The following is a 12,825-nucleotide window of genomic DNA, read 5'->3' on the forward strand; positions in this document are numbered from 1 at the left end:
AGCAGTCTCGCAGTACCGACGAAGCAGTGCGATGCGTTTCTGAGTCGAGCTGGCCGACAATTCCCACTCAATTGGCAACCACCTGCCGCAAACCCAACGCTGGGCCTGACTCGGGTCCCCTAGCGCCCGCCGATACCGTCAGCGATACCGGCATTCCCGCCCGGCACTCAACGGCCTTAGGTGGGCCGGATCGGAAAATCAGCGCCGCCTGCTTAAGAAAGATCGTCTAAGCCCTGCATCTCCAGATGACTTCGGAGGTTGATACCGTCCGTGATAACGTCAGGTCACAGCCGCCTAACTGAGCCGGCCGGCGGCTGGTCGGCCACGGCTGACGTTCGTGTCTCGATGCTGACATGCCGGCGGTCGCTCAGTTCAACGAATGCGTACTTTCGACCCGCTGCTGCCATTCGCGCCGTTCGCGTCCAAGGGCAGATATCTGAGCGAAGCGGTCGTATGAATGACACTAATCCTGCGATGGCGAGCGGCGCTCGTTGGCGCATGGCGCCGTATTTGACGCACTGATCCGCAGGGTCATACCATCGCATATCCTCAACGGATGTCAGCAACGCGCCGGCTTTACAAGCGTTCAATCAAGCGCCGATCTGCCAATTCGCAATACCCATGACATGCCGCACGCGCCGCGTTCGCCGCGCCGTGTACGAGCAGCGGCGCATCCGCGCGGCGTGACATCGACACCACGATGGACGGCGGCGAGGGCTGCAACGGCAATTCCACCACCTCGCCGCGGGCGATCAGATCGTCGACAAATAGACGCGGAATCGCCGCCACGCCAAATCCATCGCGCACGAGTTGCACGATCACCGAAATCGACGGCGAGCCTGTGATGCGCGTATCCGCGAGCGGCACGCCATTGGCGAGCGCCAGCTTGCCGACGATGTCCTCCAGCGCGCGATGCGGCGCCGTTCCGCGCCCGAACGTCAGGATCGGATGACGCAGTACGCGTTTCGCGAGCCCGCTGCGCGAAAGCGGCAACAGACCCGCGCGCGCGATCCAGTGCACCGGATAGTTCGCAAGCGCGTCGCACACCACAGATTCCTCGTCGCTGCCTTCCACGCGAATGATGAGATCGAGTTCGCCCGCCATCAGCCGCCGCTGCAAAACAACGCTCACGTCCACCGTCAGCTCGACTTCGAGTTGCGGGAAGTCGTCCGCGAGACGCCGCATGTAATCGGCGAGCCAGCTATGCACGACCGTCTCGATCACGCCGAGCCGCAGCTTGCCGCGCATCGCGCCTTCATGCGACGCGGCGGCCTGCAACTGGCGCGTCGCTTCCACCACGGCCTTCGCATAGCCCAGCAGATATTCGCCGTTCGCCGTGAGCCGGAAATCACGGCTCTCGCGATCGACGAGCGTGGTCTGCAATTCGTCTTCCAACGCTTTCAGACGCTGCGAGATCGCCGCGGGCGTGGCGTGCAAAGCCGTCGCCGTGGTGCGAAAACTGCGCAGCTTCGCCAGCGTGACGAAGGTTTCGAGAAAGCGCGTGTTCATAGGCCGAGGTGGCAAAAGCGACGGGGAGAATTGCTCCAAAAAACTCATCGTGGCTCGGGAAAACCCGCGATTCCGTTAAGAAATTCTATCCACGTGTCGCAAATAAAACTAGTTGGCGTCATATTTTCTTCTTTTCTATGCTTTGTCTGAGCGCACAAACATCGCTTCGCGCATCTCACCTGTACGCAGACGACGACAAAGACGAACCAGTGCAAACCCCACGAGCACGCTGACACCATGACGCCATTCGAATTCCGCAGAGCCGTACGACATCGCGACTTCCGCGGCCCGACCGCCGGCCATTGCGGCGACTACGCGCAAGCCAATCTTGCGATCCTGCCCGCCGCGTACGCGCACGATTTCCTGCGCTTCTGTCATGCGAATCCGAAGCCGTGTCCGCTGCTCGGCGTGGGTGAGCCCGGCGACTTTCGCGTGCCGGTGCTTGGGCGCGACATCGATATCCGCACCGATGTTCCGGCCTACAACGTCTACCGCGATGGCGAGTTGAGCGAATGCGTCGAATCGATCGAAGCGCACTGGCAGGACGATTTCGTCGTGTTCGCAATCGGCTGCTCGTTCTCGTTCGAACACATGCTCGCGAAGGAAGGCATCGGACTGCGCCACGTCGAAGAAGGCCGAAACGTGCCGATGTATCGCACGGACATTCCGAACCAGCGCGCCGGTGTGTTTGGCGGCGAACTCGTTGTATCGATGCGCCCGCTACGCGGCGCCGACGCAGTCCGCGCCGTGCAGATCACGAGCCGTTTTCCAGGCGTACACGGCGCACCCGTGCATATCGGCGACCCGGCGGAACTCGGTATCGCCGATCTCGCGCGCCCCGAGTTCGGCGATGCGGTGACGATCCACCCGGGCGAACTGCCGGTCTACTGGGCGTGCGGTGTGACGCCGCAAACCGCGTTGATGGCCGCGAAGCTCCCGCTCGCCATCGCCCACGCGCCGGGACATATGCTGATGACGGACATTACCAACGCATCGCTGGCCATCTTCTGACCGTTTCTTCGGCGCGCGTGGCCTGACACCGCGCCGCCGAGCCACAACCCAAACACAGCATCCCGAAGCCATCCGGCCGACCGGCCCGAAGGGAATGACGCATCCCTACGCTCTTGCGTGGCTTCGCTCGTTACTCATGCGTCTATCCACAGGAGCAGCAGATGGACAGCAAGACACTCACGGCAAGCGTCGACGATGTCGCCGACATGAAGGCAACGGCAGGCAGCCCGCAGCTTTCCTGGTACGCGGAAGCCGGTCCGCACGCACGCCGCGCGTTCTGGAGCTGCAAGGTCGGCTATATGCTTGACGGCATGGACACGCAGATGCTGTCCTTCGTCATTCCGACGCTCGTGGCCACGTGGGGCATCTCGCTTGGCGACGCCGGCTTCATCGGCACTATGACGCTGCTTTCGTCCGCGCTTGGCGGCTGGATCGCGGGGATACTATCCGATCGTATCGGCCGCGTACGCGCGTTGCAACTCACCGTGCTCTGGTTCGCGGTGTTCACCGCGTTGTGCGGTCTCGCGCAAAACTACGGCCAGCTGCTCGCCGCTCGCGCGCTCATGGGCTTCGGCTTCGGCGGCGAATGGACGGCGGGCGCCGTGCTGATCGGCGAAGTGATCCGCGCACGCGATCGCGGCAAGGCGGTCGGTCTGGTGCAATCCGGCTGGGCGCTCGGCTGGGGCATGGCCGCGCTGCTCTATGCCGTGCTGTTCTCCGTGATGGCGCCTGAAATCGCGTGGCGCGCGTTGTTCCTGATCGGGCTCGTGCCGGCGCTCCTCGTGCTCTTCATTCGCCGCTACGTGAAAGAACCCGAAGTGTTCGAGCAAGCCAGGGTTGCGCAGCGGGACGCGCAGGACACACCACGTTTCACCGAAATCTTCGCACCCCGGCTGCTTTCGACGACGCTGCGCGCCGCACTCCTCACCACCGGCGCACAGGGCGGCTACTACGCGATCACGACATGGCTGCCGACGTTCCTCAAGACCGAACGTCATCTCACGGTGCTGGGCACCGGCGGCTATCTCGCGATGATCATCGCCGGTTCGTATGTGGGTTATCTATGCAGTGCGTGGCTCACGGACCGCATCGGCCGCAAGCCGAATTTCATCCTGTTCGCGCTCGGCTCGATGGCGATTGCTTTCGCGTACACCTCGTTGCCCCTCACGAATGCGTCGATGCTGTGGCTCGGCTTTCCGCTTGGCTTCTTTGCGTCGGGCATTTTCTCCGGCATGGGCGCATTCCTCACCGAACTCTTTCCGACCCGCGTACGCGGCTCCGGCCAGGGCTTTTGCTACAACGTCGGCCGCGCGATCGGGGCGCTGTTCCCCGTGCTGATCGGCGCACTGTCGAGCCGGTTTGGCCTTGGCACGAGCATCGGGATATTCGCGGTGGCTGCATACGGCGTGCTGATCGTCGCCGCGCTCACATTGCCCGAAACGCGCGGCCGCGAACTCGAATCCGCCTGATTAGCCTCTCTCGCATCTCTTACATATTTCGCATCAAAGACCTCGACACCATGAAGCACGATCACAGCTCCGATTCTTGTACACCGTCCCGCTGGCAGTTCTGGATCGACCGCGGAGGCACCTTCACCGATATCGTCGCGCGCCGCCCGGACGGCACGCTCACCACGCACAAGCTGCTTTCTGAAAACCCTGAGCAGTATGGCGACGCGGCCGTCGCAGGGATTCGTCATCTGCTCGGATTGCAAGCCGGCGAAGCGATCACCCCGCACGACGTCGAAATGGTCAAGATGGGTACAACGGTCGCGACTAATGCCTTGCTCGAACGCAAGGGCGAACCGGTTGCGCTCGTCACCACACGCGGCTTTCGCGATGTGTTGCGAATCGCGTATCAGAACCGCCCGCGCCTGTTCGATCTCGACATCGCGTTACCGGAAGCGCTCTATGAGCGCGTAGTCGAAATCGACGAACGCGTAAGCGCGCAAGGCGAAGTCGTCGCGCCGCTCGATCGCGTTGCGGCGGAACGCGCACTGCACGAGGTTTACGACGCGGGCATTCGCGCGCTCGCCATCGTGCTGATTCACGGCTATCGCCACACGTCGCATGAACGTGAACTGGCAGAACTGGCACGGCGTATCGGCTTCACGCAGATCTCCGTGTCGCACGAAGTTTCGCCGCTGATGAAAATGGTCCCGCGCGGTGATACGACCGTCGTGGACGCGTATCTGTCGCCGATCCTGCGCCGTTACGTCGATCAGGTCGCGCACGAAATGCCCGGCGTGAACCTGCAGTTCATGCAGAGTAGCGGCGGACTGACACGCGCCGATGTGTTCCAGGGCAAGGACGCGATCCTTTCCGGTCCGGCGGGCGGCATCGTCGGTATGGTGCGCGCGGCCCAGGCGGCGGGCTTCGAGCGCGTGATCGGCTTCGACATGGGCGGCACGTCGACGGACGTCTCGCACTTCAACGGCGAGTTCGAGCGCGTGTTCGAAACACAGGTAGCAGGCGTGCGCATGCGCGCGCCGATGATGAGCATTCACACGGTAGCGGCTGGCGGCGGCTCGGTGCTCGGCTTCGACGGTGCGCGGCTTCGTGTCGGCCCCGACTCAGCCGGCGCGAATCCCGGCCCCGCCGCGTACCGTCGCGGCGGCCCGCTCGCAGTCACCGACTGCAACGTGATGCTCGGCAAGATCCAGCCGGACTATTTTCCGCGCGTGTTCGGTCCGCATGCGAACGAGCCGCTGGATCGCGATGTCGTCACGCAACGCTTTCAGGCGCTCGCCGACAAAATCTTCGCGGCGAACGGACGACGCCGCACGCCCGAAGAACTCGCGGAAGGCTATCTGGAGATCGCCATCGGCAGCATGGCGAACGCGATCAAGAAAATTTCCGTGCAGCGCGGCCATGACGTCTCGCAGTACGTGCTGACGACGTTCGGCGGCGCAGGCGGTCAGCACGCATGCGGGGTGGCCGACGCGCTCGGCATGACGCGCGTGTTCGCGCACCCGCTCGCAGGCGTGCTCTCCGCGTACGGCATGGGTCTCGCGGATCAAACCGCCATGCGCGAACGGGCGCTGGAAATCACGCTCGACGCAGCCTCGCTGCTAACGCTCGAAGCCACACTCGATGCCCTCGCGGACGACGCAACCCGCGCCCTGCTCGAACAGAGCGTCGACGCGGCGCGCATCACGACCGAGCGGCGTGTGCATCTGCGTTATCAAGGCACCGATTCGTCGCTTGCCGTGCCCGCGGGCAGCGTCGACGCAATGCGCACCGCGTTCGAAGCGGCCTATCGCCAACGCTACGCGTTCCTGATGGCGGATACGCCGCTCATCGCGGAACTTGCGTCCGTCGAAGCCATTGGTCATTCCGATGCGCCCGTCGATGCCGGCAACCTGGCGCCGCGCGCGGCAGACGACGCGCTTCGCGCGCAGACGGTCGTACGCATGTATTCGGGTGGCGCGTGGCACGACGCGTCGCTCTACCAGCGCGACACGCTGTGCGCTGGCGACACGCTCGATGGCCCGGCGATCATCGCTGAAAAGAACGGCACCACCGTGGTCGAGCCGGGCTGGCAAGCCGTTCTGACCACACAAGGCAACGTGGTGATGACGCGTGTACAACCGCTGCCCACTCGCCGCTCGATCGGCACCGAGGCCGACCCCGTGCGCCTCGAAATCTTCAACAACCTGTTTATGTCGATTGCCGAGCAGATGGGTTTGCGCCTGCAGAACACGGCGTATTCGGTCAACATCAAGGAGCGTCTCGACTTCTCGTGCGCGATCTTTGACGACGCAGGTAACCTGATCGCCAACGCGCCGCACATGCCGGTGCATCTCGGCTCGATGGGCGAGAGCATCAAGACGGTGATCGAGCGCAATCGCGGCGCGATGCGCGACGGCGACGTGTTCATGCTGAATGACCCGTATCACGGCGGCACGCACTTGCCCGATGTGACCGTCATCACGCCCGTGTTCGCCGACGGTTCGGCCGAACCGCTGTTTTATGTGGGCTCGCGCGGTCATCATGCGGATATCGGCGGCATTACGCCGGGCTCGATGCCGGCGGCCTCCTCGCATATCGAAGAAGAAGGCGTGCTGATCGACAACTGGCAGCTCGTCTCGGCGGCGGTGCTGCGCGATGCCGAAACGCGCGCGCTGCTCGCGTCGGGTCGCTATCCCGCGCGCAACATCGCGCAGAACATGGCTGATCTGCGCGCACAGATCGCAGCGAACCAGAAAGGCGTGGACGAGTTGCGCCGCATGGTCGCGCAATTCGGCCGCGACGTTGTGCTCGCCTTCATGCGCCACGTGCAGGACAACGCAGAGGAAGCGGTGCGCCGCGTGATCGGCGCGCTCAAGGACGGCAGCTATCGCTACGAACTCGACAACGGCGCGGTGATCGAGGTCGCGATTCGTGTCGATGCCGCGACGCGCAGCGCCACGGTCGATTTCAGCGGCACGTCTGGGCAGTTGCCCAACAATTTTAACGCGCCGAAGGCGGTCTGCATGGCGGCGGTGCTCTATGTGTTCCGCACGCTCGTTGGCGACGATATCCCGCTCAACGCAGGTTGCCTGAGGCCGCTGTCGGTAATCGTTCCCGACCGCTCGATGCTCAATCCGGTGTATCCGGCGGCGGTGGTATCGGGTAACGTGGAGACGTCGTCCGCAATCACCAATGCGCTGTATGGGGCGCTCGGTATCGTGGCATCGAGCCAAGGGACGATGAACAACTTCACCTTCGGCGATGCCCGCTACCAGTACTACGAAACGATTGCGGGCGGCAGCGGAGCGGGCAACGGTTTCAGCGGCGTCGATGCCGTGCAGACACACATGACCAACTCGCGCCTGACCGATCCCGAGGTGCTCGAATGGCGCTACCCGGTTAGGCTCGAATCGCATATGATCCGTGCGGAATCGGGTGGCGCGGGACGTTGGCACGGAGGTAACGGTGCGATCCGGCGCATTCGCTTTCTCACGCCGATGACGGCATCGATTTTGTCGAATAACCGCATTCATGCGCCTTTCGGCGGGGGTGGCGGACGGGCGGGAAGACGCGGCAGCAATCGCGTCGAGCGCGCGAATGGTCAGATCGTCGCTTTAGGTCATATTGCGAGCGTCGAGATGGAGGCGGGAGATGTGTTCGTGGTGGAAACGCCGGGGGGCGGTGGTTTCGGGGAAGTCTAATTCCCGTACAGCGGGGCTTGCGTCCGGCCTGGGCTCGTCGTGCCACACTGGCATGGTTGACCGACCAGCCGTGGGTAGGACGCCTCTCAGAGTAAGGCAGCCGTTCGGGGGTCCCGGGCGCCCCCAGTGCGAACGGCCGATACTGGCCGAACGCGGAAATCCATTGGCAGAAGATGCGCGGCGCGTCGCCCTGATCGGCGAACTTCCGCAGCCGACCCGTTGGAGACGGTCAAGCCGCCGAGCTTCCAAGGGCGGGAACCGGATGCAGAGCGCTCATTCCGTGCGGTCAATCGAGGACAACCGCGCGAATCGAGGACGAATCCACGATCACTCGCGAGAAGTCGATCTTGTCCATCGCTCACAACCTCGCCAGAAGCGTTGCGTGCAATCGATCCAACACGCCGGCTTGTTGCCAATCGCGTAGCCTTCGCCAGCAACTGACGCCCGAGCCGCATCCCATCTCTGCCGGCAAATCTCGCCACCGGATACCGGTCTTCAGCACGAACAGGATGCCGGTCAGCGCTGCGCAATCCGGACAGGCTTGCGGCACGGATACTTGAAGCGGCGTGACTTCGCTGGTGGTCGCAGTGGCTCGATCAGTACCCACAGTTCGTCGTCGATGATTGGTTTGCCCAACTCCTCGATCCTGTTGTCACGACGATCGAGGTTATCAGGTTGTGTTATGGGTTAACAGCCCCTACGAAGCCTTTTTGAAACCATTTCTAAACCGCTATCATCGATGTTGCCCTAAAGGAGAACAACCGATGAGCCGACCAGATTTCATCAAACACTGGACTGAACTCGAAGAACCGGATGCGCATTCCTATCGCGGCGATACCGAGCCAATGGCGCTAGACGCGCCGCTTTCCGCCGCACTCGGCATTACGCGTATTGGCATTCATCATGTGAGGCTTCTGCCCGGCCGGCGAACGTCATATCCGCACGCCGAAAGTACCGAGCAGGAGTTTGTGTACGTGCTCGAGGGCAAGCCCGACGTCTGGATCGACGGCGTGCTGCATCCCATTGCTGAAGGCGATTCGGTCGCGTTTCCGGCAGGCACCGGAATCTGCCACACCTTCATCAACAATACGAACGGCGAAGTCAGGCTGATGGTGATCGGCGAACGTCCGCGCGACGACAACCGTATTCGTTACCCGCTCAACGAAGCGTACGAACTTACCCGCGAGGATCGCTGGGTGGACTGGCCCGCTAGACCACTCGGCGAGCACAACGGGATGCCGGACTGAGGCTTACGCGGATGACCGCAATGGCGGTGAAGCATGATTCGTCCTCGCGAATTCAATGGCCGCTTGCTGCGTGGATCCGACATCTGACCGTCCGCGCAACGGTGCGGGCGAATGACGCTTCATGGCCGACTACCGCCCCACACGATCGGCCATAGACATTCATGGCGGCGTGGCCCGCTATCGATCCGCCCCTCGCTGACAGCAATTCGAAACAAACACAGCTTCGCCCCGGGGCGATCGTAATCGCGAGGCGGGGCGAACCGGGTACGGTGCCTAACCGCAGCACCGCTATTTACGCAGTGTCGGGCCGGAGCTGCAGGTTGTCGCGGTGCTGCGGGCCGCGAGGCCCGTAGTCGAGCTCGGCCCCGAGATTGCTGCTCCGGGTGATCAGGGCGGGTGCGTCGCAGGGATCCATGATCGACTCGACGAAAAGCAGCATGTCATTCGGCGCCGCGAGCGCATCTTGCAAGTCGCCGCAGGTCCTGACCACGAACGAGCGCGCCGAGGCGCCCGGGTGGAGCACTTTCGGCAGATCGGCATAGGCCCAGTTGGCGACGTCGTTGTACGGCTCGCTCTTGCCGATGTAGCCGCGTTCGATGGTGTATCCGCCGTTGTTGATCAGCAGGATCGCTGGCTTGTGATCGTGCCGCAGAATGGTCGACAGTTCCTGCGCCGTGACCTGGAAGGAGCCATCGCCCACGAGCAGCACGTGACGACGGTCCGGTGCCGCAGTCAGCGCGCCAAGCAGCGCTCCGACCGAGAAGCCGATGGATCCCCAGTTGATCGAGCCGATGAAGGTGCACTTCGGCGGCAGCTTCAGGCCGAGGATGGAGAAGGATGTGCCGTTGTCGACGTACACGACGTCACCTTCGCGCAGGTAGCCCTGGATGGCCTGCCAGTAGTCCGCCTGCGTCAGCCTCGCGGAAGCGTCGGCTTGCTTGCCCGGTACCGCTGCGGCAGCAACAGGGCGCGGAGCGCGGTTCGTGACCTGCGGAACCGCTTCAATGACGCCGCGGAGCACTTCCTTGAGCGTGACGGCCTGATAGTTGTCTTCGCCGACGTCTACTGCGTGACCGCGGGCGTGGATCGTGCCGGCGGGGAGCGTTGCCGTGAAGTCGCCCGTGGTCACTTCGATCGGCCGATAGCCTATGGCGAGCAGGCAGTCACTGTTCTCGATCGTCTCCTGGACCCCAGGCTCGCTGCCCTTGCCGTTGTAGATGCCAACGTAATGCGGGAACGACTCGTCGATCACGCTCTTGGCTGCGTTGATCACGGCCACCGGTGCGCGCATCTTCTGTGCCAGCTCCATGAGGTCGGGGGCGACGCCGAACCGGGCGGCGTCCGCATCCACGAGGATCGCGGGCTTGGTGGCGGCGGACAGCCGCTGCGCGACCGCGGCGATACAGGAGCGCAGCCGCTCCGGATCACTGGGTGCGTCGGCGAGGACCAGCGCAGCCGCGGGCACCTCGATCTCGAGATACGCGACATCGGACGGGAACTCCATGTACACCGGGAGCTTCTCCCGCCAGGCGGTGAGAATCAGGCGGTCGATCTCTGCGGCCGCGTTGCGCGGGGTGATCCGGGCCTGCGCCGCGGTCACCGGCGCGTAGGCGCGCAGGAAATGGTCATAGTTCCCGTCGGCCATGGTGTGGTGCATCCCCAGGCCGCGATCGATGGACCGCAGCGGTATCGAACCGCAGATGCAGATGGTCGGGACGTGTTCGGCGTAGGAGCCGGCGATACCGTTGAGCGCGCTCAGGGCGCCCACCCCGTTCGTCACGAGCAGCGCGCCGAGGCCCTTCAGCCGGGCATAGCCGTCCGCCGCATAGGAGGAGGTCAGCTCGCCGGTATTGCCGACCCATTGCAGCGTGGCGCGATCGTGGAGCTGCTGCAACAGCGGGAGATTGTAGTCACCGGGGACACCGAACAGATGCCTGATGCCAGCTTCCTCGAGACGGCGAAGCAGGAAGTCGCCGATCGTCATTCTTTGGGTGAGGCTGGCCGTCTGTTGCTTGATTTCCATAAAAGACTCCTGATCTGATTCATCAAAGGGATGAGCGCTACCGTGCGCGATCGAACTCCGCGGAGCTGGGTATCGGTTTTGGACGGCCACACCGTAGTGTTCGTCAGCCTTTTCGATTGCTTACAAACCGGATGCTTTTTCGACACATCGGCTTCTTGCGGAATAACGACATGCTACGATCGTGCGTGTTCGCAGGTCTGTCAGATCTCTGGCTTTTCGATGTTTTCTGAAGCAATTTCCGACGTGGTCTCCGCTATGGGACTAAGCGCCTCTGTAGTTGAAAGATATCCACCAAGCCCTGGTTTTCTTCGCTGCCGTTAGCAGAACAAAGCCGCCTAGCAGCGGAAGCACGCTGATTTGCATCGACGCCGATCAACCACTGTGCCGGCGCGGCGATCAGCCGGATGGCTTTTACGGAATCGTCGAAGGACGCTTAAAAGCGTCGAACGTGCGCAGCAACGGCAAAGAAGCCATCCTGTCGATCCTGGAGCCCGGCAACTGGTTCGGACAGATGTCCGCCATTACCGGATGGCCGTATGCTCACGACTTCATTGCGCTAGAGACCGCGCAGATTGTGAGGCTGCCGCTGGAGGCGTTTCACTCGCGCATGCAGAGCGCGGCATTTGCGAAGCCCCTCATTCGCCAAACTGTGACCGAGCACGAAGCGCTCGTGGCAAAGCGGCGGAGGCAGCCTGCTCGTCGGCGACGCGACGACGCTGCACGCGGAAAACGATGCGTGGACCGTGCAAACGAGCGCGGGCCGAATCAGTGCGAAAGACGTCGTCGTCGCGCTCGGGCCGTGGTCCGACACGGTGTTCGCGCCGCTCGGCTACCGCATTGCGCTGCGTGCCAAACGCGGCTATCACATGCATTACGCGCCGGCGCGCGGACCATTACGCCTCACGACGGGAGTCGAAATCGCGAAGCGCAACGCTGCGCCGACCGGCGTCCAGATCGAGCGCGCCGAGCGGCTCGCCAAGCCGCTCTTCGGGCTCGGCGAGCGCCTCGATCCTCAGCCGTGGCTCGGCATGCGCCCATGCACGCCGGACATGCGGCCCCTCATCGGCCAGGCGCTATTGAGCGCGAACTAGCACGCCAGCGCACTAGCCAATTCGTCCAGGCCCGCAACCATCAGGTCGAAACGCCCAAGCTCCGGTGTCGCCTCGATCACGCGGCCCGCCCCATATTCCAGCGGCCGCGATACGTAACACGTCCGCAGCCCGCACTTCGCCGCCGCATCCAGATCGGACGGATGCGAGGCCACCAGCATGACTTCGTGCGGCTGACAGCCGAGCAAGCCCGCTGCACCGAGATAGATCTCCGGATCCGGCTTGTAGTGACGAAAAACGTCCGCACCAAATATCGCATCCCACGGTAGACCGACCGTTTTCGCCATCCGCACGAGCAGCGCGACGTGCCCGTTGGAAAGCGGCGCGATGACATATCGAGTGCGCAGTCTGTGCAATCCCGCGACGGAATCAGGCCAGGCCGGCAGCTCATGCCACATGCGAACCATTTCATCGACAGCCGCGTCGTCCAATTGCGTGATGCCAAGCTCCCGCTCCAGCTTCAGCAGCGACTCCCGCTGCAGCACATCCAAAACGGCCCAATCCCGCTCGCCCGTTCGCACACGCCGCATCGACGGCGGATAGGCCATCCGCCACGCATCCACAAGCTTCGGCCAGTCCGCCGCGATCCCACGCGATCGTCCCCATTCATCGAGGCGGGAAATCAAGCCTCCCCGCCAATCCACCACGGTCCCGAAGGTATCGAACAGCAGCGCTCGTACAGCGATCATGGTCAGTGGTCCTTCTTGCAGGTTTGCAAATCAAGTCGATGTTTCAAAGCGCATCGCGTCAGCGTCAGTGCAACGATGCGTCATG

Annotated in this window: 6 protein-coding genes and 4 pseudogenes; 6 read left to right on the top strand and 4 right to left on the bottom strand. The window is 63.2% G+C overall.

What is annotated here, in order from left to right; translation table 11 throughout:
- Positions 1–576: 576 nt before the first annotated feature.
- A complete protein-coding gene (locus tag AB3X96_RS13205) occupies positions 577–1,509 on the bottom strand; it encodes a LysR family transcriptional regulator (protein WP_368590081.1) in 933 nt (310 codons plus the stop codon).
- 234 nt (positions 1,510–1,743) lie between these two features.
- On the opposite strand from AB3X96_RS13205, the pseudogene AB3X96_RS13210 reads away from it, so the two are divergent.
- The 3 genes and pseudogenes from AB3X96_RS13210 to AB3X96_RS13220 form a co-directional block, all read left to right on the top strand.
- A pseudogene (locus AB3X96_RS13210) lies at positions 1,744–2,520 on the top strand (putative hydro-lyase); the annotation flags it as partial.
- A 161-nt stretch (positions 2,521–2,681) separates the two neighbouring features.
- Positions 2,682–3,989, top strand: coding sequence for an MFS transporter (locus tag AB3X96_RS13215; protein WP_368590082.1), 1,308 nt, complete (start codon positions 2,682–2,684; stop codon positions 3,987–3,989).
- A 50-nt stretch (positions 3,990–4,039) separates the two neighbouring features.
- Positions 4,040–7,672 carry a hydantoinase B/oxoprolinase family protein gene (locus AB3X96_RS13220; protein ID WP_368590083.1) on the top strand — a complete coding sequence of 1,211 codons (3,633 nt, stop codon included), beginning with the start codon at positions 4,040–4,042 and terminating at the stop codon, positions 7,670–7,672.
- 298 nt (positions 7,673–7,970) lie between these two features.
- Here the strand turns inward: AB3X96_RS13220 and AB3X96_RS13225 are convergent.
- Positions 7,971–8,308, bottom strand: a pseudogene (locus AB3X96_RS13225) (transposase); the annotation flags it as partial.
- A gap of 128 nt (positions 8,309–8,436) precedes the next feature.
- On the opposite strand from AB3X96_RS13225, the gene AB3X96_RS13230 reads away from it, so the two are divergent.
- The gene (locus AB3X96_RS13230; protein ID WP_368590084.1) at positions 8,437–8,919 is read left to right on the top strand and encodes a cupin domain-containing protein; all 483 of its coding nucleotides are present in this window, start codon (positions 8,437–8,439) and stop codon (positions 8,917–8,919) included.
- Between the two features lie 292 nt (positions 8,920–9,211).
- On the opposite strand, the gene AB3X96_RS13235 is transcribed toward AB3X96_RS13230, so the two are convergent.
- Positions 9,212–10,942, bottom strand: coding sequence for an alpha-keto acid decarboxylase family protein (locus AB3X96_RS13235; protein WP_368590085.1), 1,731 nt, complete (start codon positions 10,940–10,942; stop codon positions 9,212–9,214).
- A gap of 277 nt (positions 10,943–11,219) precedes the next feature.
- Here AB3X96_RS13235 and AB3X96_RS13240 point away from each other — a divergent pair.
- Both AB3X96_RS13240 and AB3X96_RS13245 read left to right on the top strand, forming a co-directional pair.
- Positions 11,220–11,543, top strand: a pseudogene (locus AB3X96_RS13240) (cyclic nucleotide-binding domain-containing protein); the annotation flags it as partial.
- A 64-nt stretch (positions 11,544–11,607) separates the two neighbouring features.
- A pseudogene (locus AB3X96_RS13245) lies at positions 11,608–12,009 on the top strand (NAD(P)/FAD-dependent oxidoreductase); the annotation flags it as partial.
- 20 nt (positions 12,010–12,029) lie between these two features.
- Here the strand turns inward: AB3X96_RS13245 and AB3X96_RS13250 are convergent.
- A complete protein-coding gene (locus AB3X96_RS13250; RefSeq protein WP_368590086.1) occupies positions 12,030–12,740 on the bottom strand; it encodes a haloacid dehalogenase type II in 711 nt (236 codons plus the stop codon).
- Positions 12,741–12,825 lie beyond the last annotated feature (85 nt).

It is taken from the genome of Paraburkholderia sp. BR13439, from assembly GCF_040948805.1.
GTDB lineage: Bacteria > Pseudomonadota > Gammaproteobacteria > Burkholderiales > Burkholderiaceae > Paraburkholderia > Paraburkholderia youngii.